This window comes from Streptococcus sp. HMSC078D09, assembly GCF_001813675.1.
GTDB lineage: Bacteria > Bacillota > Bacilli > Lactobacillales > Streptococcaceae > Streptococcus.
This window is the reverse complement of the sequence record NZ_KV813650.1, coordinates 228,185-249,523: the sequence shown is the minus strand read 5'-3', so window position 1 is coordinate 249,523 and position 21,339 is coordinate 228,185. Positions and strand designations below refer to the sequence as shown.

The window sequence follows — 21,339 nt, the reverse complement described above, 5'->3', positions numbered from 1 at the left end:
CATTAAAGTTTCAGTGCCAACATATTGACCGTCATCCCTGCTGCAGTTCCCATCAAGAAGATGGTATCTCCTTCCTTCACATAGCCATGATCCAGTGCATAGGCTAGGCCGAAAGGCACGGCTACCGAAACCATATTTCCATAATCACTGACAATATTGAGGTACTTGTCTTTGCTAACTCCCAATTTATCCATGACGAGTGGCAAAGCGCGACTTGCTTGGTGGGGAATAATATAGTCAACAGCATCTTTAGAAATGCCTGATTTTTCTTGGAATTTTTGGAACATTTCTGGAATAACACGGGCAGAAAGCAAAAGAATTTTCTTCCCTTTCATGTCAAACATGAAATCAGTCTTGGTTGCTTCAGAGTACAATTTCGGATGATAAGCTGTCAAACCACCACGAATTTCGGTATCGTGGGCTCCCTCAGACCAGGTACGTTGCATACTGGCAATGATTCCTTTATCTTCCTTTGTTGCTTCAAAAATAAAGGCTGCAGCGCCATCGCTAAACAGTTCAAAGCTTTCTTTTTGTTTGGGATTAAGCCCTAGGCTTCCTACTTCACTGGATACAATCAGAACCCGTTGGTATTCACCACCTTCAATCAGATAAGAAACAGTGCTCAAAGCTGATACAAAACTGGTACAAGTGGTATTGATATCCATAGCAGGAATCGTCAGTCCCTTGGCCACGCGCTCATGTATAAGAGCTGCTGTACAAGGAATGGGCTGAACACCAACCGCACTAGCAGAAATCAGGCAGTCGATGTCTGTCATATCAAGTCCTGCATGTTTTAAAGCTGCCTCAATCGCACGCGCTGCAAGATCAATCTGTGTTTCTTCTCCTTCTTTCACGCGGTAACGAGTCTGGTCTTTGAAAGTTACTGTATGAGCTGGAAGCGCTGTTCCATAGCCTTTAATTTGCAAATGTCTTTTTACGGTAGTCATAGGATTCTCCTTTTATTGAAGTCGTTGAACACGTTTTAATTTACGTGTTGAGTCCCATTGGTAATCGATAAATAGAATACTTGGGAGAATGAATTGTTTTTGCTGAGCTAAGAGTTCAAATTGAGTAAAGATCGCTTGCTCCATAGACTCTGTCCGGTGACTCAAGGCAATGGTAATGGATCCATCTGCCAACTGAGTTACTTGATAGTCCTGAATATTTTCGACAAAGAGAATGCACCGTCGAATAAAATCCGGATAGATCATCTGGCTACTGCCATCTTCTTTTTTGAAATAGAAGATATCATCTGATCGTCCTTCGATCTTTGCGATTAGAGTAAAGATGGAGCCACAAGGACAAGGGGACTTTTCTTCCACCAGAATATCATTGAGTCGGTAGCGATAGATGGGTTGACTCGTTCGTTTGAAATCCGTAATAATCGGATAAAAGCGGCTATCATCAAGATACTCTTTTTCGACATACAAAATATCTTCGTTAAAATGTAGATTGCCTTCTGAACAGGTACAAGCTAAAAATCCCTCTGTCGCTTGGTAGACCTGATCAACCTTGTCTAGTTGAAAAGCTTTGGCGATGGTCTGAGCATCTCGATCTTCTAGGATCTCTGCGACAGAGACAACCTTGACAGGTTGAATCTCAAGTTGCTGATTGCTGACATAGTTAGCTAACTCAATCAAGGTCGAAGCTGGTGCGACTACAATGGTTGGTTGATAGTCTTTGAGACGCTCTAAATTCTCCTTGCTATCCTTGAAAATATCAAAATATTCCAATCGGATAAGGCCTGAATTAATGGTTTGATAGAGTTCATTGTCCGCTCGTAAGAAAAAGGCAATGCGATGACCAAAGAGTTTTCCTTTTGGCAGCATCTTGGCTAAGATCGCTGCAGCCCACATGCTTCTTTCTTTTTCTGTGGTGACAAAAACTCCTCGGTGGCCTGAAGTCCCAGAAGACAAGCCTACTGCTAATTCTCCATTCATCTCAGTAAAATCTCGCGTCTGTTCTCCGCGAATCGCCATTTCTAAAGCCTGATCTCGATCCACCCCTAGGGTATTGAGTTCATTGAAATGTGTCATCATGAAGGTTTTATCCATTGTTCCAAAGGATTCGGGAGAATGGGTTTGAAAATAGGGAGATTGAGAAGTGATAAATGCATGGTAGCGTGCCAATTGCTTATCTTGGTATCGCTTCAAGGCCTCTTTTGAACGGAATCGGTGGCACCATCTGGTTTCAATAAAGGTTTTCAGAAAGACTGTTTTTTTCATTTAAAATCCTTTCAATCCGTTCTTGCGGGTCGTGGCTGACAACAACTTGAATACCCTCTTGCAAGAGTGTTTCCAGCAAATCAGCTCCTTTAAGATAAGCCTTCTTATCATCCTGAACCAAGGAAGGAATCAGTCGCATTTGCCATGTGTAAGGCAAGAGGTCTACTCCCCAAGAAAGATCTGCTCCAATAAAGAGCTTGAGCTCATCCAGATAAAGACAGCCTTGCCCTCTCGCATGCCCATCGATGGACGAAACAAGAATGCTCCCATCCCCAAAAAGATCCGCAGTCGGGCGGTAAGGGAAAGCAGGATGCCTTTGATTTGCTTTGAGACAAGTCACCCGATCCTTGAAATCAGCTGGCAAAAACTCTTTAAAAATTAGATCTTTAAATTTCGGTTTTTGGTACACCTCATAGACTTCCTGACTGACAAAGAAATGAGCATTTGGAAAAAGGGCTGCTCCACCGAGATGATCAGGGTGCAAATGAGAAAGAATCACATAAGTAATTTCTGCTGGATCAATCCCACGCTCTTGCAATAAATAATCGATCTGGTCTTCTTTTTTCATCTGCATTGGGGTGGCTAGACGGTACCAGAAATACCGAGCTTTTTTCTTAATCTCGTAGTGATAGCCGGTATCGTACAAAATATAGCCTTTTTCACGGTGATGAATCAAAAAGACACCTGCTGGAAATTGCATTTTTTCATTCGGAATCCCTTTAAATAAGAGACCAGAATGACTACTACAATAGCCTGCTGGGAAATAATCAATGCGCTTAATCATGTTGGACATAGTTGTCAATCCCTTCTTCAATGGTCATTTTTGGATAGTAGCCAAGTTCTGTTTGGGCCTTTTGAATATCGAGAGTTTGGCTATATCGAAGGAGATAATAGGTATAGCGAGTCAACGGGGGTTCAGCTTTCAGATGAAAGAATCGATACACCCCTTCAAGGCTATAAGCCACACCTGCTACAAGACCTGCTGGAATTTTCCGATAGCGAATCGGCTCTCCCAATCCTTTTAGTGTGGTTTCGATCAAATACTTAAAGGTCTTTGGTTCCCCATTTGTAATATTATATACTTGTCCGTGAGCTTCTTTTGCTTCCAGAGCCAAGCGAATGGCTAGGGCGACATTTTCCACACAGGTCATATCCATGAGCTGCTCTCCTCCTCGAATCAAAGGAATTCCAATTTTTCGACTGAGGCGTAAGACACGAGGTAAAATACTGGTATCCCCCACACCAAATAATCCTCTAGGACGCAAGATGATACTTGGCACATCCGGATAGTCAGAAAAAAGTTTTTCAGACGCCAATTTACTTCGGATGTAATTGTTGAGGTGATTTTCTGTTGGAGCATCGCTTTCCTTGATGTTTAATTGGTCTTTTCCAGCTGCGTAAATACTGGGAGAAGATACGTAAACCAAGCGTTTTACCGCATATTCACGGCACAAGTCAAGGACATTTTGAGTACCAACTACATTCGCCTGATAGAAGGCCTTCCAAGGTCCCCAGGCAGTGGATAAAGCTCCAGCGTGAACCACAGCATCAACAGACTGAAAGGCTTGTTTTAATTCCTCAATAGAGCTCAAATCCCCTTTCACAAATTGAACGCGCTCACTTTCCATAGCCTTACCAATTTTTTCGTTTCGGCCAAAGGCTACAATGGAATAATCGTGAGCCAACAACTCATCGATCACATATTTTCCAAGGAAGCCAGTCGCACCTGTTACAAGAATTTTCATAGTTTCCCATCCGTTCCACGTCTTAATAATCGTTGAATCTCAAACTCCAAGGTATCCAACGGCTTGTAGGTTTTTGAAAGTTTGTTTAGTCTTTCTAACTTTTGCCAAGATTCTTTTTCTAATAGAGCCTTAAAACCTGCTTGAATCTCTTCGGTGCGATTGCGATGAGCTTGAAAAGCAATTCCTGCTTCTACTCCTCGAATCGCATAGTCAAATTGGTCATAATCATGTGGCAAGATCAAGGCTGGTTTTTTAAATTCAATACACTGATAAAAGATTCCAGCTCCTCCATGGTGAATGACATAGTCCATCTGCGGAATATATTCTTTGTAAGGTAGATAAGAGACGACCGTCACATTTGGCGCTACTTCTTCTTCAGAGAATTTCTTTGCCCCATCTCCTAAGGTGACGAAAAAGTGGCATTCTGGATGGTCTTTGGCCAACTGCTGGGTTTGCTGGAGCAAGTTCTCTTTTGCCCAAGGCAACTGGGTTCCACATGTCACGAGTACCTTCGTCTTGTCCTCGTAAGGACTGAGATCTAAAGGATAATCTTCTGCTTTTTCAATAGAAGTCCCCAAAGGGCCAAGCCAGGCATATTGATGAGGGAAGTGTGTTTTCAACTCCAGCTCCATCATACCAATTCCAAAGATAGCATAAGGAGAGTAGATGGTCTCCACTCCATTTTGATTGTACAACTTGAAATTGTAACGTTTTAAGCGTTTGCATAAGAGGAAAGCGCCACAGTATTTTCCAATGCGCGTGAGTTTACGGCATAGTGCCTGTATCTTCTCTTCCTTCTTCGTGCGCGCGACTCCCATCCCTCCGAAGAAGCAAGGAGGACCATAAGGAGTTTCGATTACAAATTGGGTTGCCATTGTGGTAATCCAAGGAATTTCTAACTCTTCTGCCACAAAGCCAGCTGATAGAGTGATAAAATCAGCAATGACAATATCTGGACGATTGACGCACCACTCCTCTAGCAATTGATCTGATACATGATTAATCAAATCAAGACTTTTGGACAATTGCCGATAAGCTGAAAAGAGATTGAGTTTCTTATCGTTATTCGCCGCACGTTCAAATTCTTCTACTTTGTCCTCTAGAATCGGAACGACAGTGAAGCCAAGACTTTCTGTAACGGCCTTTTTCTGAGGTCCTGTGAAAACCCGGATCTCCATCGAAGGATCATCTAATAAGGGTTTAACGAGATTTAAAGTTGGGTACAGATGCCCACTCAAGGGAACAGCTACCACATCGATTTTAATTTTTTTCATTTTTTCCTGCCTTATATCTTTTTTTAGATCTAAAACTAGCTTCTATCTATTAATTCGTAAAAAAATCAAAAATTGAAGAAAAAATAAAAATTTTTTAAATTTTTTTAAATCTTTTATTTTTGACCGTACTATCACTATTTAGAAAGAATGACTTCAACCAAAAAAAAGCTCCCAAATGCCAAAGAGAGAAAGTCTCCCAAACATTTGAAGAGTTTTTTTATTACTGTGAATTGCGAGCTTAGTTATTTTCCAAATAAAATTCGAACCGCTCACCGACATACTGACTTTTTACATACTCAAAAGCCGTCCCATCTTCAAAATAGGAAACCTGTGTCAGACCTAAAATAGCCTGTCCTTTTGAAATCTGTAAATAGTCCGCAATCTTATCTTTGGCTAATCGAGCATAGATTGTCTGATGCGATTTTCCAATCTTATAGCCATGACGTTCCAAGGTTTGGAAGAAATGGCTGGTAACCTCTTCGCGATTGAAATTCTTAATAAATTTCTCTGGAATAGAGGCCACTTCATAAACAACAGGGATCCCATCAGCATACCGGACCCGCTCCATCCGAATGATGGTTTCGGTCTTATCGATGCCCAATTTGTCCACTTCTTGGAGGCTAGGAATGGTTTTCCGGTAAGAAATCACTTGACTAGAAGGTTCCTTGCCTTGCGATTTCATAATTTCTGTAAAACTGGTTGTGCCTCGCATTTTTTCTTGGACGCGCGTGCTGGTAATAAAGGTGCCACTTCCTACTCGTCTTTCAAGCACTCCTTCTTCAACCAGAAGGGTAATGGCCTGACGAAGCGTCATCCGACTCACTTGAAATTTCTCAGCTAGATCGCGTTCGCTGGGAAGACGCTCCCCGATTTTCCATATTTTTTGATCAATCTCAGACTTAATCTGATCATGGATTTGAATGTAAGCTGGAATCATAACCTTGCTCTTTCTCTGTGTTATCTCTATTGTAGCGTAAAATTCCTAATTCTTCAATCAGAGATTGGTAAAGACAAGGCTTTTGTGTTAGAATAGAGGAAAGTAAATTTCTTTAAGAAGGGGATAAGATGACAAACCTATCAACTGATTTGCATGATGTTGAAAAAATCATCGTGCTTGACTACGGTAGCCAATACAATCAGCTTATTTCACGTCGGATTCGTGAAATTGGAGTCTTCTCAGAGTTGAAGAGCCATAAGATTTCTGCTGATGAAGTTCGTGCAATCAATCCAGTTGGGATCGTTCTTTCAGGTGGACCAAACTCTGTATACGAGGAAGGTTCTTTTGATATCGATCCTGAAATTTTTGAACTCGGTATTCCAATTCTTGGAATCTGTTACGGGATGCAATTGTTAACCCATAAATTGGGTGGGAAGGTCGTTCCTGCAGGTGATGCTGGTAACCGCGAATACGGTCAATCTGAATTGACTTTGACAGAATCTTCTGCTCTTTTTGCCGGCACACCAGACAAACAATTGGTATTGATGAGCCACGGGGATGCTGTTACAGAAATTCCGGCTGACTTTATCCGCACTGGTACTTCTGCTGACTGTCCATTTGCATCGATTGAAAATCCAGACAAGAAAATCTACGGAATCCAATTCCATCCTGAGGTTCGTCACTCTGTTCACGGTTATGACATCTTGCGTAACTTTGCCTTGAACATCTGTGGGGCTAAAGGTGACTGGACCATGGACAACTTCATTGACATGCAGATCAAAAAAATCCGTGAAACCGTCGGAGACAAACGTGTCCTTCTTGGTCTTTCAGGTGGTGTTGACTCTTCTGTTGTTGGGGTTCTCCTTCAAAAAGCCATCGGCGACCAATTGATCTGTATCTTTGTAGACCACGGTCTTCTTCGTAAAGGGGAAGCCGATCAAGTGATGGATATGCTTGGTGGCAAGTTTGGTTTGAACATTGTCAAAGCAGATGCTGCTAAACGTTTCCTTGATAAATTGGCTGGTGTGTCTGATCCTGAGAAAAAACGGAAGATCATCGGTAATGAGTTTGTATATGTCTTTGATGACGAAGCAAGTAAACTCAAAGATGTGAAATTCTTGGCACAAGGAACTCTCTACACTGACGTGATCGAGTCTGGTACGGATACTGCTCAAACCATCAAGTCTCACCACAATGTGGGTGGACTTCCAGAAGATATGCAGTTTGAACTCATCGAGCCACTCAACACTCTTTATAAAGATGAAGTTCGTGCACTTGGTACTGAGCTTGGTATGCCAGACCACATCGTATGGCGCCAACCATTCCCAGGACCAGGTCTTGCTATCCGTGTTATGGGAGAAATCACTGAAGAAAAACTCGAAACCGTTCGTGAATCTGACGCTATCCTCCGTGAAGAAATCGCCAAAGCTGGTCTTGACCGCGATATCTGGCAATACTTCACAGTCAACACTGGCGTTCGTTCAGTAGGGGTTATGGGAGATGGCCGTACTTACGACTACACGATTGCCATTCGTGCTATCACTTCTATCGATGGAATGACAGCTGACTTTGCGAAGATTCCATGGGAAGTCCTCCAAAAAATCTCAGTCCGTATCGTAAACGAAGTTGACCACGTCAACCGCATCGTCTACGATATCACAAGCAAACCACCTGCAACTGTAGAGTGGGAATAAAAAAAAGGTCCAGGGGACCTTTTTTTCACGAGCCAAAAATTAGCAAAGCGAGTTTTAAGGTCCAGGGGACCTTTTTTTCACTAGCTTAAAATTAGAATTTAGCAACCCTAAAAATGTCTTATAAAATATAAGAATCATTAAACACACAAAAAGCACTCTGACTTATTGTCTGCAGTGCTTTCGTGCTATTTTTAGCCAACTAAACCACTAAAGAATTTGACAATGGCATTCCAGATGGCTCCGAAGAAGCCAGCAATGGCATTCCACGCATTTGTGAAGAAGTTTCCACTGTCTTTTAGAATAGCATTTGTATCAAAATTGAGATTGATATTATTAAAGGTATCGCCTGCCTTGTCTACGATACTATCTTTCAAGTCCGACAAGGTTTTAGTAAAGCTTTTGCTACTGATAACACTACTCTTTGAGAGGTTGACTGCGAAATTCACGATCAAATTAATCTGATCACCTGTCACAGTTGTATCCAGCTTATAATTTTTCAGGATTTCTTCGACGATCTTTCGAATATCATCCTTGCTTAAATCCTGATTGTTCTGTTTGGCATTGGCTACTGCTGTTTTAATGTCGGTCAATGCTACGTTTAACTTATCCGCATCGAAGTTTTTCTTACCCGCGTTTTCTTCATTGATTCCGGATAGAGTCTTTAACTCTTCTTGGGCTAGATCCTTGCTTTCTTGAGAAACTTTGGCACCATTTTTCTCAAGCGAGTAATAGATCCCAGCCAAGGCACTTTCTCCGGTCACTTGGATAGGGGAAGCTACTGTAATTTGAGCATGCTCCAATCCAAGTGTAACGGCTGCATTACGATACATATCTGCAGTGACCTTGGTGATATTTTGAGGTGTCACGATATTGACTTCTAGTGGCTTATTTTTGCCTAATTTTTGAATTTTGACAGAGGAATAAAGTTCCAAACTATCATCGTTGGCAACGTTCATAATCGAAGAATAAACCTCTGGTGTCATGGTCTTCCACTCCTCTTTATCTTTCGAACTATCGTAGTTCAAGAGACTTAAGGTTTGTTCGATTTGACTTTGGTCCAGCGAATAGCCCAAAACATAGTCTGGCTTGACATAGGTTTCATCAATGACTTTCTGCACATTGCTATCTGCGGAAACTCGCGGGATAGCGGTAAACAAGGCCAAAGTCGTCGTTACAAACAATGCAATCTTCTTTAATTTCATCTTTTTCTTCTTTCTAACTCAAATCAACTCTGGGCATCTCATATTACCTTTCTCACCTCACTAGAGATGAAAAAAGAAGTAAATAAAGAGATTACCCACTTCGATTTTCATTATACAGTTGATTTCTTAAAACTAGCTTACAGTTCTTTTAAGAATGCATGACATTTTTATTATCCCTCAAAATCGGAGGCAGAACTGATCAGCTAAAAAAAGAGCCAATCGGCTCTCTGGAAAATGATTAAAACCATGAAAATAACTTCATAATCGTCATATTGGTTTCTACCAAACGGGAATAATAAATATTGCCACCATTAATGTAGAGTTCCATCCCGTTTAAAAGAGAGATAGGGTGGAGGTAAAGATAAGTTTCACCAGTTACATTGCCAAGACTTGGCGCTACCACATCCCGCGAATAAGCGCGGGCCAACTCTAAGGAATTTGTTCCACCGTGTTTTGCGACGTAATCGATGTAGTCTTTCCCAAAATTATAGGCTTGAACTGCAGTCCAGCTATCAACGCCTTTTTTCTTAGCTTCTTTTAACTCATCTGAAAGAGTTTGAATTCCTTGGCGAATACTGGCCTTATTATCACTAATAGTATTGGTCTCACCACTTGCACTCTCACTCGCCTGCATGACATCGTCTTCTCTGCCTTTGGTCTCAGTATAGATCATAGCAAGAATGAGATTTTCATTGGCCGTGGTGTCCTCTTCAGCAAGGACTTCTCTAACCAGGGAGCGGTACTGCATGACTTGTTTGACGTCATGGTGGATCTGAACCCCCTTGTAGATTCCAAATATTAGTAAGATGAATAAGAAGATCTTCACTATACGTTTAATCATTATTTACTCTGTATATCCTCAATATTTTTGATCAAAATAGAATAGGTTCCGTTCTCGTTTAGAATAAATTCAACAGATTCGGCATCTTCATAGACATTATTCGGAACGATCAGTTCAATTCCATTTGACAATGACAATTTCTGATTTTCGAACTTCTTCAACTGGCGACTTGCATCAATCTCTTCAAAGGTGACAGGCTCTGGTACAGCTTCTTTAACTTGGTCAATAAAACTCAAGCGAGCAGTCAGATTGTCATCGAAGAGATCATCCGCTAATTTCTCAGGAGAGAGTTTATTTTCTTCCTCAATATGGTTAAAAATAGCTGATTTAACCTTTGATTGAAATTGAAAATCATCTGTGTTGAAGCTTTCCGCAATCTTCTGGGCTGTTTTTTCTAGTGCCTTGATCGATTTTTTAGGAGAGATCTTGGGTTGCGTCTGCAACAGATTCTCAGAAAAATAGTTCAAGAAAGTCCCGTTGTACTTGATCCGTTTTTCAATCAAGTGGTATTTGCGACTTTGAAGATTGATGACCAAGGCCTCATCAGCACCAGTGCCAAAACCAGGTAGATTATTTTGCGTCAGCTTAATCGGATTATCCACTTCACCACCAAGATGCGTCAGGGTTTCCCGTAAGGCAATCCGAAGAAAGGCAAAATGGTCCACCCCTTCTTTTGAGAATTGAATGAACACCAAATCGTTGGTTTTTTGATTCTCAGAGACGACAAATTCTTCCTTCCAACGATTCGCTACTGCTACCGAAGTTTCTAATAGGTCATCTGAAATCATCTCAAGAAAAGGATTGTCCTCTTCGAAAATACCGGTCCTGGCTTCATCAGAGTAGACCCGTTCAATCTTCTTACGCAAGTATTCCTCGATTTTAGGTGTGATATTGAGAAATTTATCTGCTAGATAGAGATCGGTATCGTCAGGGCTAAATTGATGAATGATGGCTTTTTTTACGTAAATATCCATAAGATGGTTTAGTCCTCGTAAAGTGGAAAGGCGTCTGTCAAGGCTTTGACTTGGCTACGTACTTCGTCTAATACTTCTTGCTTGTCCGCATTCTTAAGCGCTTTGATCATTAGTTCAGCAACGGTGCGACTTTCTTTTTCACCAAAACCACGAGCGGTGATAGCTGCTGCACCAATCCGAATCCCACTGGTCTTAAATGGAGACAAGGTTTCATAAGGAATAGAGTTCTTGTTGAGGGTGATATTGACTTCATCCAACAAGTTTTGCGCCACTTTCCCATTTTCAACGACTTTAGTGACGTCGACAAGGAAAAGGTGGTTCTCTGTTACGCCTGAAATGACACGGAAATCAGGATCTTGCAAGAAGACATCAGCCATAGCCTGACTGTTCTTAATCACGTTAGCTGCATACTCTTTAAAGGCAGGATCCAGCGCTTCTTTGAAAGCGACAGCTTTGGCTGCAATGACATGCTCCAACGGTCCTCCTTGAATACCAGGGAAAATAGCAGAGTTTATTTTCTTAGCTAATTCCTCGTCATTGGTCAAGATCAGACCTCCACGAGGTCCACGAAGGGTCTTGTGAGTGGTCGTAGTCGTGATATGGGCATAAGGAACTGGACTTGGATGAAGACCCGCTGCCACGAGACCAGCAATATGGGCCATGTCAACCATGAGCTTAGCTCCTACTGCATCTGCAATCTCACGGAATTTAGAGAAATCAATGATATGAGAGTAGGCTGAGGCACCAGCAACGATGAGTTTTGGCTTCACTTCTTGGGCTTGTTTTAGGATGGCATCAAAATCCAAGAGCTCTGTTTCAGGATCTACACTATAGGACACAAAGTTATAGGTTTGACCAGAGAAGCTCACAGAAGCTCCGTGCGTCAAATGCCCACCGGCAGCTAGATCCATCCCCATGACGGTATCACCAGGCTCAATCAAGGCCATATAGGCAGCACAGTTTGCCTGACTTCCTGAATGCGGTTGAACGTTCGCAAATTTAGCGCCAAAGATTTCTTTGGCCCGTTCGATCGCGAGACTTTCGACCACATCGACCACATCTGTCCCGCCATAGTAACGACGACCAGGATAGCCTTCGGCATATTTATTTGTCAGAATAGACCCTTGAGCAGCCATCACTGCCTTAGAGACAACATTTTCAGAAGCAATCAACTCAATATTGTTTTGTTGACGCTCTTCCTCTTTAGCGATCGCATTCCATAGGTCTGCATCATAAGCTTTGTAATCTTCTTTATCAAAAATCATCGGTCTACTCCTTTATAAAAAATTATTTATGTACATTATCACTGAGGAAGTTCATCTTCCTCAAAAGAAAGCTCCGGCACTTGTGCAAGCAAATCAGCTTTAGTAATCGAACCTTGCCGCAAAATCCTGGCCTTGGAACCAGAGATATCCAAAATAGTTGAATCTTGTCTAGTCAAGAAGTCATCATCCTCGACACCAGGAACCACTTGATCAAACTCGCTTATAATATCCTGATACTTTGTTCCACTTGCATGACCTGAAAGATTGGCCGAAGGACCAACCAAAGGGCCGAATTTACGAATTAATTCCAACGTTTTTGGGTGAGCCGGAATACGGAAACCAACTGTATCCAATCCTGAATGAATCCAGTCTGGCACCTTGTCATTCGCTTGAAGAATAATAGTCAGAGGCCCTGGTAAAAATGAATCAATCAGTTTTGATAAATAACCAGGTTGATTTTTCGAATAAAATCGAATCACTTTTTCGTCGGCTACATTTAAATTCAGAGCCTTGTCTCTTGGTCTACGTTTTAATTCGTAAATGTAATCAACTGCCTCTTGATCCAAAGCTTTAGCGAAAATACCATAGACTGTTTCAGTTGGCAGAATAACCGCACGTCCTGCTTCTAATTCTTTCTCAATGTGATCCATTGTCTACTACTACCATTCTATCTTGTCCAAATTGGTCTTTCAGAACGCGAACTTGTTTGTTGGGAAACGCCTCTTGAAAAAGCTCTTTTACCTTGCTTCCTTGCTTATAACCAATTTCTAGGTAAATTTTACCATCTGCTGTTAAAAGACTTGGTGTTTGCTGGGCAATCTTTTCGTAGATGGCATATCCATCACGATCCGCAAAAAGAGCTAAGTGGGGTTCAGAGGCTAAAACATTGGCTCCGACTTCTTCTACATCATCATGAGAGATATAGGGAGGGTTGGACACAATCAGGTCATAAGGACCTTCTAGTTCGTCCAGTACATCTGACGACTTGAATTCAAGGACAGCTTCTAATTGCTTGGCATTTTCTTGAGCCAGGGCTAAAGCCTCTTCTGAGACATCACTAGCTTGAACCTGCCAGTTAGGTCTAGCAAGGGCTAAGCTAATAGCAATGGCCCCACTTCCTGTTCCAATATCCAGAACTCGTAAGGCTTTCTCATCGTTTTCTTCGAGAATGAGAGCGACCAATTCTTCCGTTTCAGGTCGTGGGATCAGCACGCGCTCATCCACTGTAAAAACATGGCCACAAAATTCTGCGCTCCCAATAATATATTGGGAAGGAACGTGATGTTTCAGCTGCTCAAATATGGATAGAAGCAAGGCCTGATCCTCTACTTCCACTTCTTTTTGCAAGGCAAGGACAAAGTCTGTAAAGGTCCAGTTTTTTAAAGCACGATACGCGAAGGAGAGGCTTTCTGCTTCCTCTCCAACGGCTATTAATTCTTCTTCATACTGGGCTAAAAATGGTCCCAACAACATTATTTATTCAACTCTTCTAGTTTTTGTGTTTGGTCATACAAGACCAAAGCATCGACCACTTCATCTAATTTACCAGATAAGATAGTATCCAGTTTTTGAAGGGTCAAGCCAATCCGGTGATCGGTCACACGGTTTTGAGGGAAGTTATAAGTTCGGATCCGCTCTGAACGGTCACCAGTACCGATCGTAGACTTCCGCTCAGCGTCTTGCTCATCTTGGGCAATCTGAGCAAAGTGGTCAGCCACACGCGCACGGATGATCTTCATGGCTTTTTCGCGGTTCTTCTGTTGGGTCCGTTCTTCTTGCATCTCTACCTTGATATTGGTTGGCAAGTGGACGATACGAACGGCTGTTGCGACCTTGTTGACGTTCTGTCCACCCGCACCAGATGCGTGGTAGATGTCGATCCGAAGGTCTTTTGGATCGATGTCGTACTCGACTTCTTCGATTTCTGGCATGACCAGAACTGTAGCAGTTGAAGTATGGACACGACCTTGGCTTTCTGTCACAGGAACGCGTTGTACCCGGTGGGCACCAGATTCATACTTGAGTTTTGAATAAACCGATTGACCAGAAACCATGGCTACGACTTCTTTGATTCCACCAACGCCATTGTAGGAAGCTTCCATGACTTCAAAGCGCCAGCCTTGGCTTTCCGCGTATTTTTGGTACATTTGTAAGAGGTCGCCAGCAAATAACTGGGCTTCGTCTCCTCCTGCTGCCCCACGGATTTCCAAGATAATGTTCTTGTCATCGTTTGGATCTTTTGGAAGAAGTAAGATCTTCAGTTTTTCTTCGTACTCTTCCTTTTCAGCCTTTGCATCTTTTAGCTCTTGCTTAGCCATTTCTTCCAAGTCCGCATCGCCGCCTGCTTCCTTAATCATTTCCTCAGCGTCAACAATGTTTTGAAGGACTTGCTTGTACTCTCGGTATGCTGTCACCGTATCACGAGTGGAAGCCTCTTCTTTTGAAAGCTCCATAAAGCGTTTGGTATCAGAGACCACATCTGGGTCACTCAGTAATTCTCCTAACTCTTCGTAACGGTCTTCTACAGCTTGTAGTTGATCATAGATATTCATGTTTGCTCCTTAATTATTGGTTGTTAGATCATAGATTGCTACAATTTCGTTTTCTATGACTTCGCCAGTTTCTTTAAATCCATAATGGAGATAGCAAGATCTCGCTTGATTATTTTCCGGTTCATAAGATAGCCAAAGACTTGTTGCTTTTCCAGCTGGCTCTGTTCGAACAAAGTCAATGACTGCATCCATAGTCGGTTTAAAATAGCCTAAACCTTGAAATCGTTTATCGATCATAAAGCGAAATAACAAGTAATTTCCCTTGCTGATCCCAATTTTCTGGTCATAGGCAATCATAACAAAACCAACTAATACTTCCTTATCATAAACTGCTAAGGGAGCTATAAAATCACCATTTTTATCATATACATAGGCTTCAGCTAAGCTAATGGAATTGGATGCAATAAAATTCCTTTGATTTGGATGAACTTCTAGATTTAAAACGTCAAAATAATTCTCTATCGTAATATCTTTTAAACAAATAGACATTATTATCCTCTCTAAAACGTTCTAGACGCTTTCGGTTGGTATGTCTGGATTAAAATAATGCTTGCGGCAAACCGAGATATAGGTCTCGTGTCCACCGATCTGGATCTGCTCTCCATCATAGACAGGTTTACCCGCTTGGGTACGCAAGACCATGGTCGCCTTGCGGGAACAGTATTGGCAAATAGTTTTGATCTCCTCGATCTTGTCGGCTAATAAGAGGAGGTGTTTGGAACCTTCAAAGAGTTCATTTCGGAAATCATTTTTGAGGCCAAAAGCCATGACCGGCACATCCAGTTCATCCACGACTCTTGCCAAGTCATAGACATGGTGGCGTTTCAAAAATTGAGCTTCATCGATTAAGACACAGTAAGGTTTGATTGCTTGGTTTTTAATAAAGCCAAAGATATCCGTATCGTCTTCAATTGCAACGGCTTCTCGTTTCATACCGATTCGGCTAGAAACCACTCCTACTCCATCTCTGGTGTCGATTGCTGAGGTCATGATGACGACGCTCTTGCCTTGCTCTTCATAATTATGGGCCACTTTTAAGATCTCAATGGTTTTCCCTGAGTTCATGGTCCCATATTTATAATATAATTGTGCCATTTTCCTTCTGTTCTCTCTAAAATGTGTTTCATTATCATTTTACCATAATTTTGCTAAGCTTTGTATCCCAAAATGTGATAAAATAGTCCTATAAAAAATTTAGGAGGTGGCCATATGCCATTTGTACGAATTGACCTATTTGAAGGACGCACCTTGGAACAAAAGAAAGCCTTGGCCAAGGAAGTAACCGAAGCTGTTGTCCGCAATACTGGTGCTCCTCAGTCAGCTGTTCACGTCATCATTAACGATATGCCTGAAGGAACCTACTTCCCTCAAGGTGAAATGCGCACCAAATAATGGTTCCACTAAAAAACCTTTCTTGCTTGTGATATCACATAGCAGGAAAGGTTTTTTCTTATTTTTCTTGGGCTTGACGTTCTGCTTTCCGTTCTTCGAATTCTTCGTCACTCATCAAGGTTCCGCCGACATTAGCTGATTTAGCAAAGGCTGTATAGCGACGCAACCAACCGCTGGAGATTTTTGATTTGAAAGGTTTCAAATGTTTGCGACGTTCTGCAAGAGTGGCATCATCGACAATCAAATCAATAGTACGATTTGGAAGGTCAATCACGATTTCATCCCCATCTTCAATTAGGGCGATATTTCCACCTTCTGCTGCTTCTGGAGAAACGTGACCAATAGCAATCCCACGAGTAGCTCCTGAGAAACGACCATCCGTAATCAGTGCCACATCCTTACCAAGACCGCGTCCGACAATCTTAGAGGTTGGCGCTAGCATCTCTGGCATACCAGGTCCACCCTGAGGACCTTCGTAACGAATGACAACGACATGTCCCTTCTTAACTGTTCCATTGTCAATCAACTCAAGGGCTTGATCTTGTGAATCACAACAAATAGCTTTACCACGGAAAGTGGTCACAGATGGATCGACCCCACCGACCTTGATAACAGCCCCATCCTGAGCGATATTTCCATAAAGGATCGATAAACCACCTACAGGTGAAATCGGATGCTCAATTGGATGGATAATTTCTTCATTTTTGATTTCAGCACCAGCTACGTTTTCTTTCAAGGTTTTACCAGTAACTGTGATACGATCACCCTTAATGGCACCTTTTTTGATCAACTGATTGATAATGGCTGGAACACCACCAGCTCCATGCACATCATGCATAGTATAAACACTTGAAGGGGCAATTTTAGAAAGATAAGGTGTCTTCTTGGCAATCTCGTTGATATCTTTGAGATCATAGTCAATCCCTGCTTCACGCGCAATAGCCAGCGTATGAAGCACCGTATTGGTTGAACCACCCATGGCCATATCAAGCGCAAAAGCATCATCGATGGCTTCTTTGGTCACGATATCCCGTGGACGGATACTCTTTTTAATATTCTCTACCAATTGTTTGGCTGCTTGACGAACCAATTCACGACGTTCATCTGAAACCGCTAGGATGGTACCATTTCCAGGAAGAGCAAGACCTAATACTTCCATCAAACAGTTCATGGAATTGGCAGTAAACATACCAGAACAAGAACCACAGGTTGGGCAGGCATTTTTTTCCAAGAAATCCAGCTCATCTATGCCCATATCACCAGCTTGATAAGTACCTACAGCTTCAAACAAACTTGAGAGAGTCGCCTGATGCCCCGTCATGTCAACGCCACCCTTCATGGGTCCACCAGAACAAAATACGGCAGGCACATTGGTCCGCATGGCTGCCAAAATCATACCTGGTGTAATCTTATCACAGTTGGGAATATAGAAAACACCATCAAACCAGTGGGCATTGATGACCGTTTCAGCAGCATCTGCGATCAACTCACGAGATGGCAAACTATAACGCATCCCGATATGGCCCATCGCAATCCCGTCATCGACACCGATGGTATTAAATTCAAAAGGAATCCCACCAGCCTCGCGAATAGCTTCCTTGGCAACATCTGCTAATTCACGCAGGTGAACATGGCCTGGAACGATATCAATATAGGAGTTACAAATGGCAATAAAGGGCTTTTGCATATCCTTTGCTGATTTTACTTGCCCTGTTGCATAGAGGAGACCACGCGCTGGTGCTCGGTCGATCCCCATTTTGATCATATCACTTCTCATCTTGTTCTCCTTCTAGTTCTTCATTTCTACCTCCTAATCTTACCACTTTGACATCAATTGTCAAGAACTTTCAGAAAATTTATAATATTCACGGTACACAAAAAGCCTGGTTTCCCAGACTTCATTTTAGTTTGTTTGCTTTTTTTCGATCTGCCAGAGCCGAAGTTGGTAGCAAATTCCACTCACGACAAGGCTAGAAATTAGGCCAATCCAATAGGCATAGGGACCAAGGTTGATCACATGATCAAGGAAAATCCCTAGTGGGATAGAGATACACCAATAACTAAAGACACCTAATAAGAACGGAACCGTTGTATCCTTATAGCCCCGCAAAATCCCTTGTAAGGGTGCAGCAAAGGTATCGGCTACTTGGAAAAATAAACTATAGGTCATGAAAATCGCTGTTTGCTGCACAAAGACTGGATCCTTCCCGTATAGTCCTGCTAGTTGGAAGCGGAATGTATAGAGAAAGACCAGGGTGACAATGGCAAAGCCAAAGGCTGTCAGCCGTCCCAAACGGCAATATTGTTTGACCACTTCTGGTCTTCCTGCTCCCAGTTCGTAAGATACGATAATCGCCATGGTACTGGAGATACTAACTGGGAAAGCATACATCAGGGTAGAAAAATTCATGGCCGATTGGTGACTAGCAATGGTCAGTGATGGGAATTTTGCCATTAACAAACCAACGAGCGAGAAGATGATGACTTCTGCAAAAACAATTCCACCGATTGGAAGCCCAAGGCGCAATACTTCTTTCATCCCTTGAAAATCATAAGGTTGCGGCTTCCACAATTGGAAAGGTGCTACCTTGGGATGCTTGCACAAGATCAAAACCGCAATAACCAGCAAGACCCAGTAGGCCAGAGAGGTTCCAAGACCTGCTCCTGCTCCTCCCATCTCAGGAAAACCAAATGCCCCATAGATCAGGATATAGTTAAAACAAGCATTGAGAGGCAAAAGCAAGAGCATCAAGTACATGGATAGACGCGTCATTCCCAAGGTATCGAGGAAGGTCCGCACGATACTAAAGAGCAACAAGGGTAAGATCCCTAGAGAAAGGAAATATAAGTAGCGAATGGCTATTTGAGCAACAACATTTTCTAAGCCGATCTGCTTGAGAATCATGGGCGCAATCCCCCAAACAAAGCCTATTAAGAGAATAGCCATACCAAATGACATATAGAGGAATTGGTAAAAATCGCCAGCAATCCTTTCTTTATTTCCCTTGCCTAAATGATGCCCAACAATCGGCGTCAGTGCGGAGACAATCCCTGTCAGGAAAGTAAAAAATGGATTCCACAGACTGGTAGCTGTAGAAACACCAGCCAAATCAAGGGTCCGGTACTGACCAGTCATGGCTGTATCGACAAAGCTGGCCGAATAATTGGCCAATTGATAGATTAAAATCGGCAAAAATAGACTCAAAAACAAGCGCAAGCGCTCTTTAAAGTAATAGGTTACATACATGATTCTAACTCTCTTCTCATCAAATAAGATTTTATCCTCTTCCACTCTACTATATGTTTCTTTAAAAGTCAAAAAAACCGAAGATCCAAGGACCTCCGGTTCATGTGAGATTAGTTTTTGTTGCGGTTTAAAATAGCATTGAGAATGATCGCCAAGACACTGGCAACGACAATTCCGTTCGCAAAGAACATTTGGAATCCTGTTGGAAGGCCATTGAAGAGGGTGCTGTTGTTCAAACCAACCCCTGCAGCAATCGATACAGCAGCGATCAAGAAGTTGTGCTCATTGTGTTCAAAATCAACACGCGCAAGAATCTGCATCCCTTGAATCGATACAAAACCAAACATGACAAGCATCGCTCCCCCAAGAACTGGACTTGGAATGATTTGTGCCAAAGCTCCAAACTTAGGAAGGAGACCAAGAAGAACAAGGAAACCAGCCGCATAGTAGATTGGAAGACGAGTCTTGATACCAGACAATTTCACCAAGCCAACGTTTTGTGAGAATCCGGTGTAAGGGAAGGTGTTGAAGATACCACCGAGGAGAACGGCCAACCCTTCAGCGCGGTAACCATTGCGAAGGCGCGTGCTATTAATTGGATCTTTAGTAATATCAGAAAGTGCAAGATAAACACCTGTTGATTCAACCATAGAAACTGTCGCGATGATACACATCATGACGATTGAGGTGATTTCAAACTTAGGAGCTCCAAAGAAGAAAGGCGTTGGAACGTGAACAACTGGTGCTTGAGCCACAGGTGTGAAGTCTACCAAGCCCATAGAAGCCGCAATGGCAGTCCCTGCGATCAAACCAATCAAAATTGAAATGGATTTAATAAAACCAGTCGTATAGATATTAACAACTAAAATGATGAGAATGGTCACTACAGCCAAAATCAAGCTTTGAACGGTTGGTTTTGGCGCATTATTTCCCATATTTCCAATCGCTACTGGAATCAAGGTCAAACCAATGGTGGTAATAACGGATCCCGTTACAATTGATGGGAAGAGATTGGCAATCTTAGAGAAGAAACCAGAGACAAGGATGACATAAATCCCTGAGACAATCAAGGCACCAAACATGGCACCACTACCATGGCTAGCCCCGATCATGCTGAGAGGTGCCACAGACTGGAAGGCAACCCCAAGGACTACCGGAAGACCGATCCCAAAGTATTTATTGAGCTGCACTTGAAGGAAAGTCGCAACCCCACACATGAAGATATCTGTAGAGATGAGATAGGTTAGTTGATGAGCATTATAGCCCAAAGCTCCTGCGATCATGATCGGCACCAAAATAGATCCCGAATACATGGCCAAAAGGTGTTGCATGCCTAGAATGGCCGCCTGTGAATGGCTTTCTTGTTTTTGCATTAGATGTCTGCCTCCTTAAATACAACCTGACCATTTTCAAAACGGTCCAAACGTGCAAGGGATACAACTGGATATCCCAACTCTTCTAACAATCCCCGTCCATCTTGGAAGGATTTTTCAATCACGATCCCAATCGCTTCGACTTGAGCACCAGCTTGTTCGATGATTTGAATCAAGCCTTTGGCTGCTTGCCCATTTGCAAGGAAATCGTCAATGATCAAAACCTTATCTGATGGATCCAAGAATTTACCAGCAATCGAAACTGTGCTGGTGACTTGCTTGGTAAAGGAATAAACCTCAGCCGTCAAAATACCCTCATTCATCGTGATGTTTTTCGCCTTCTTAGCAAAGATCATAGGAACATCCAGGGCTTCTGCTACATAAAGGGCTGGTGCAATTCCAGACGCTTCAATGGTCACGACTTTGGTCACACCAGCATCTTTGAACTGATCCGCAAAAGTCTGACCAATTTCTTTCATCAATTTGAAATCCACTTGGTGGGTCAAAAAGGAGTCCACCTTGAGGATATTCTCACCTAAAACGTTACCGTCTTTTAAGATGCGCTCTTCAAGTAATTTCATACTTCCTCCTACTTTTTAAAAAATCCTGTACTTCATT

The 21,339-nt window shown here is 42.4% G+C and carries 21 protein-coding genes; 2 read left to right on the top strand and 19 right to left on the bottom strand.

Going from position 1 to position 21,339, the window contains the following annotated elements:
- Positions 1-2: 2 nt before the first annotated feature.
- The 6 genes from HMPREF2926_RS01255 to HMPREF2926_RS01230 form a co-directional block, all read right to left on the bottom strand.
- Positions 3-947 carry a 3-oxoacyl-[acyl-carrier-protein] synthase III C-terminal domain-containing protein gene (locus tag HMPREF2926_RS01255; RefSeq protein ID WP_070586204.1) on the bottom strand — a complete coding sequence of 315 codons (945 nt, stop codon included), beginning with the start codon at positions 945-947 and terminating at the stop codon, positions 3-5.
- Positions 948-959: 12 nt separating this feature from the next.
- Positions 960-2,225, bottom strand: a complete 1,266-nt coding sequence (locus HMPREF2926_RS01250; protein ID WP_070586203.1) for a F390 synthetase-related protein — start codon at positions 2,223-2,225, stop codon at positions 960-962.
- Positions 2,191-3,018: an MBL fold metallo-hydrolase gene (locus HMPREF2926_RS01245; RefSeq protein ID WP_070586202.1), complete on the bottom strand. Its 828-nt coding sequence runs from the start codon at positions 3,016-3,018 to the stop codon at positions 2,191-2,193. Before HMPREF2926_RS01245 ends, HMPREF2926_RS01250 begins: the two co-directional genes overlap by 35 nt.
- A complete protein-coding gene (locus HMPREF2926_RS01240; RefSeq protein ID WP_070586201.1) occupies positions 3,002-3,970 on the bottom strand; it encodes an NAD-dependent epimerase/dehydratase family protein in 969 nt (322 codons plus the stop codon). The genes HMPREF2926_RS01245 and HMPREF2926_RS01240 overlap by 17 nt, the downstream gene beginning before the upstream one ends.
- Complete coding sequence (locus HMPREF2926_RS01235; protein ID WP_070586200.1) at positions 3,967-5,244, bottom strand: glycosyltransferase; 1,278 nt, start codon at positions 5,242-5,244, stop codon at positions 3,967-3,969. Before HMPREF2926_RS01235 ends, HMPREF2926_RS01240 begins: the two co-directional genes overlap by 4 nt.
- A gap of 238 nt (positions 5,245-5,482) precedes the next feature.
- Positions 5,483-6,181, bottom strand: coding sequence for a GntR family transcriptional regulator (locus tag HMPREF2926_RS01230; RefSeq protein WP_003016564.1), 699 nt, complete (start codon positions 6,179-6,181; stop codon positions 5,483-5,485).
- A 128-nt stretch (positions 6,182-6,309) separates the two neighbouring features.
- On the opposite strand from HMPREF2926_RS01230, the gene guaA reads away from it, so the two are divergent.
- The gene (gene guaA, locus HMPREF2926_RS01225; RefSeq protein ID WP_003012033.1) at positions 6,310-7,875 is read left to right on the top strand and encodes a glutamine-hydrolyzing GMP synthase; all 1,566 of its coding nucleotides are present in this window, start codon (positions 6,310-6,312) and stop codon (positions 7,873-7,875) included.
- Positions 7,876-8,066: 191 nt separating this feature from the next.
- Here guaA and HMPREF2926_RS01220 read toward each other — a convergent pair whose 3' ends face one another.
- The 9 genes from HMPREF2926_RS01220 to HMPREF2926_RS01180 all read right to left on the bottom strand — a co-directional run bounded on the left by HMPREF2926_RS01220 (position 8,067) and on the right by HMPREF2926_RS01180 (position 15,804).
- On the bottom strand, positions 8,067-9,077 hold the full coding sequence (locus HMPREF2926_RS01220; RefSeq protein ID WP_070586199.1) for a DUF1002 domain-containing protein: 1,011 nt from the start codon (positions 9,075-9,077) through the stop codon (positions 8,067-8,069).
- Between the two features lie 238 nt (positions 9,078-9,315).
- Positions 9,316-9,918, bottom strand: coding sequence for a lysozyme family protein (locus HMPREF2926_RS01215; RefSeq protein ID WP_023918108.1), 603 nt, complete (start codon positions 9,916-9,918; stop codon positions 9,316-9,318).
- On the bottom strand, positions 9,918-10,892 hold the full coding sequence (locus HMPREF2926_RS01210) for a nucleoid-associated protein (protein ID WP_070586198.1): 975 nt from the start codon (positions 10,890-10,892) through the stop codon (positions 9,918-9,920). The genes HMPREF2926_RS01215 and HMPREF2926_RS01210 overlap by 1 nt, the downstream gene beginning before the upstream one ends.
- A gap of 8 nt (positions 10,893-10,900) precedes the next feature.
- Complete coding sequence (gene glyA, locus HMPREF2926_RS01205; protein WP_070586197.1) at positions 10,901-12,157, bottom strand: serine hydroxymethyltransferase; 1,257 nt, start codon at positions 12,155-12,157, stop codon at positions 10,901-10,903.
- A gap of 38 nt (positions 12,158-12,195) precedes the next feature.
- The gene (locus HMPREF2926_RS01200; RefSeq protein WP_049485700.1) at positions 12,196-12,807 is read right to left on the bottom strand and encodes an L-threonylcarbamoyladenylate synthase; all 612 of its coding nucleotides are present in this window, start codon (positions 12,805-12,807) and stop codon (positions 12,196-12,198) included.
- A complete protein-coding gene (gene prmC, locus HMPREF2926_RS01195; protein ID WP_049485701.1) occupies positions 12,794-13,630 on the bottom strand; it encodes a peptide chain release factor N(5)-glutamine methyltransferase in 837 nt (278 codons plus the stop codon). Before prmC ends, HMPREF2926_RS01200 begins: the two co-directional genes overlap by 14 nt.
- The gene (prfA, locus tag HMPREF2926_RS01190; protein WP_003007273.1) at positions 13,630-14,709 is read right to left on the bottom strand and encodes a peptide chain release factor 1; all 1,080 of its coding nucleotides are present in this window, start codon (positions 14,707-14,709) and stop codon (positions 13,630-13,632) included. The genes prmC and prfA overlap by 1 nt, the downstream gene beginning before the upstream one ends.
- Before the next feature lie 9 nt (positions 14,710-14,718).
- On the bottom strand, positions 14,719-15,198 hold the full coding sequence (locus HMPREF2926_RS01185) for a GNAT family N-acetyltransferase (protein WP_070586196.1): 480 nt from the start codon (positions 15,196-15,198) through the stop codon (positions 14,719-14,721).
- Positions 15,199-15,219: 21 nt separating this feature from the next.
- Positions 15,220-15,804 carry a thymidine kinase gene (locus tag HMPREF2926_RS01180; RefSeq protein WP_003001444.1) on the bottom strand — a complete coding sequence of 195 codons (585 nt, stop codon included), beginning with the start codon at positions 15,802-15,804 and terminating at the stop codon, positions 15,220-15,222.
- A 114-nt stretch (positions 15,805-15,918) separates the two neighbouring features.
- Here HMPREF2926_RS01180 and HMPREF2926_RS01175 point away from each other — a divergent pair, with 114 nt between their 5' ends.
- Positions 15,919-16,101 (top strand): 4-oxalocrotonate tautomerase, encoded by a 183-nt coding sequence (locus HMPREF2926_RS01175; protein WP_001117401.1) that lies wholly within the window; start codon positions 15,919-15,921, stop codon positions 16,099-16,101.
- Positions 16,102-16,159: 58 nt separating this feature from the next.
- Here HMPREF2926_RS01175 and ilvD read toward each other — a convergent pair whose 3' ends face one another.
- The 4 genes from ilvD to HMPREF2926_RS01155 all read right to left on the bottom strand — a co-directional run bounded on the left by ilvD (position 16,160) and on the right by HMPREF2926_RS01155 (position 21,302).
- On the bottom strand, positions 16,160-17,878 hold the full coding sequence (ilvD, locus tag HMPREF2926_RS01170) for a dihydroxy-acid dehydratase (RefSeq protein ID WP_070586195.1): 1,719 nt from the start codon (positions 17,876-17,878) through the stop codon (positions 16,160-16,162).
- A gap of 126 nt (positions 17,879-18,004) precedes the next feature.
- Positions 18,005-19,348: an MATE family efflux transporter gene (locus tag HMPREF2926_RS01165; RefSeq protein ID WP_070586194.1), complete on the bottom strand. Its 1,344-nt coding sequence runs from the start codon at positions 19,346-19,348 to the stop codon at positions 18,005-18,007.
- A gap of 110 nt (positions 19,349-19,458) precedes the next feature.
- A complete protein-coding gene (locus HMPREF2926_RS01160; protein ID WP_070586193.1) occupies positions 19,459-20,721 on the bottom strand; it encodes a nucleobase:cation symporter-2 family protein in 1,263 nt (420 codons plus the stop codon).
- Positions 20,721-21,302: a xanthine phosphoribosyltransferase gene (locus tag HMPREF2926_RS01155; RefSeq protein WP_049485705.1), complete on the bottom strand. Its 582-nt coding sequence runs from the start codon at positions 21,300-21,302 to the stop codon at positions 20,721-20,723. Before HMPREF2926_RS01155 ends, HMPREF2926_RS01160 begins: the two co-directional genes overlap by 1 nt.
- Positions 21,303-21,339 lie beyond the last annotated feature (37 nt).

What these genes read in the sequence shown, in the direction of transcription:
- HMPREF2926_RS01255 (WP_070586204.1), bottom strand. Translation starts at nt 947, where the DNA reads ATGACTACCGTAAAAAGACATTTGCAAATTAAAGGCTATGGAACAGCG.
- HMPREF2926_RS01250 (WP_070586203.1), bottom strand. Translation starts at nt 2,225, where the DNA reads ATGAAAAAAACAGTCTTTCTGAAAACCTTTATTGAAACCAGATGGTGC.
- HMPREF2926_RS01245 (WP_070586202.1), bottom strand. Translation starts at nt 3,018, where the DNA reads ATGTCCAACATGATTAAGCGCATTGATTATTTCCCAGCAGGCTATTGT.
- HMPREF2926_RS01240 (WP_070586201.1), bottom strand. Translation starts at nt 3,970, where the DNA reads ATGAAAATTCTTGTAACAGGTGCGACTGGCTTCCTTGGAAAATATGTG.
- HMPREF2926_RS01235 (WP_070586200.1), bottom strand. Translation starts at nt 5,244, where the DNA reads ATGAAAAAAATTAAAATCGATGTGGTAGCTGTTCCCTTGAGTGGGCAT.
- HMPREF2926_RS01230 (WP_003016564.1), bottom strand. Translation starts at nt 6,181, where the DNA reads ATGATTCCAGCTTACATTCAAATCCATGATCAGATTAAGTCTGAGATT.
- guaA (WP_003012033.1), top strand. Translation starts at nt 6,310, where the DNA reads ATGACAAACCTATCAACTGATTTGCATGATGTTGAAAAAATCATCGTG.
- HMPREF2926_RS01220 (WP_070586199.1), bottom strand. Translation starts at nt 9,077, where the DNA reads ATGAAATTAAAGAAGATTGCATTGTTTGTAACGACGACTTTGGCCTTG.
- HMPREF2926_RS01215 (WP_023918108.1), bottom strand. Translation starts at nt 9,918, where the DNA reads ATGATTAAACGTATAGTGAAGATCTTCTTATTCATCTTACTAATATTT.
- HMPREF2926_RS01210 (WP_070586198.1), bottom strand. Translation starts at nt 10,892, where the DNA reads ATGGATATTTACGTAAAAAAAGCCATCATTCATCAATTTAGCCCTGAC.
- glyA (WP_070586197.1), bottom strand. Translation starts at nt 12,157, where the DNA reads ATGATTTTTGATAAAGAAGATTACAAAGCTTATGATGCAGACCTATGG.
- HMPREF2926_RS01200 (WP_049485700.1), bottom strand. Translation starts at nt 12,807, where the DNA reads ATGGATCACATTGAGAAAGAATTAGAAGCAGGACGTGCGGTTATTCTG.
- prmC (WP_049485701.1), bottom strand. Translation starts at nt 13,630, where the DNA reads ATGTTGTTGGGACCATTTTTAGCCCAGTATGAAGAAGAATTAATAGCC.
- prfA (WP_003007273.1), bottom strand. Translation starts at nt 14,709, where the DNA reads ATGAATATCTATGATCAACTACAAGCTGTAGAAGACCGTTACGAAGAG.
- HMPREF2926_RS01185 (WP_070586196.1), bottom strand. Translation starts at nt 15,198, where the DNA reads ATGTCTATTTGTTTAAAAGATATTACGATAGAGAATTATTTTGACGTT.
- HMPREF2926_RS01180 (WP_003001444.1), bottom strand. Translation starts at nt 15,804, where the DNA reads ATGGCACAATTATATTATAAATATGGGACCATGAACTCAGGGAAAACC.
- HMPREF2926_RS01175 (WP_001117401.1), top strand. Translation starts at nt 15,919, where the DNA reads ATGCCATTTGTACGAATTGACCTATTTGAAGGACGCACCTTGGAACAA.
- ilvD (WP_070586195.1), bottom strand. Translation starts at nt 17,878, where the DNA reads ATGAGAAGTGATATGATCAAAATGGGGATCGACCGAGCACCAGCGCGT.
- HMPREF2926_RS01165 (WP_070586194.1), bottom strand. Translation starts at nt 19,348, where the DNA reads ATGTATGTAACCTATTACTTTAAAGAGCGCTTGCGCTTGTTTTTGAGT.
- HMPREF2926_RS01160 (WP_070586193.1), bottom strand. Translation starts at nt 20,721, where the DNA reads ATGCAAAAACAAGAAAGCCATTCACAGGCGGCCATTCTAGGCATGCAA.
- HMPREF2926_RS01155 (WP_049485705.1), bottom strand. Translation starts at nt 21,302, where the DNA reads ATGAAATTACTTGAAGAGCGCATCTTAAAAGACGGTAACGTTTTAGGT.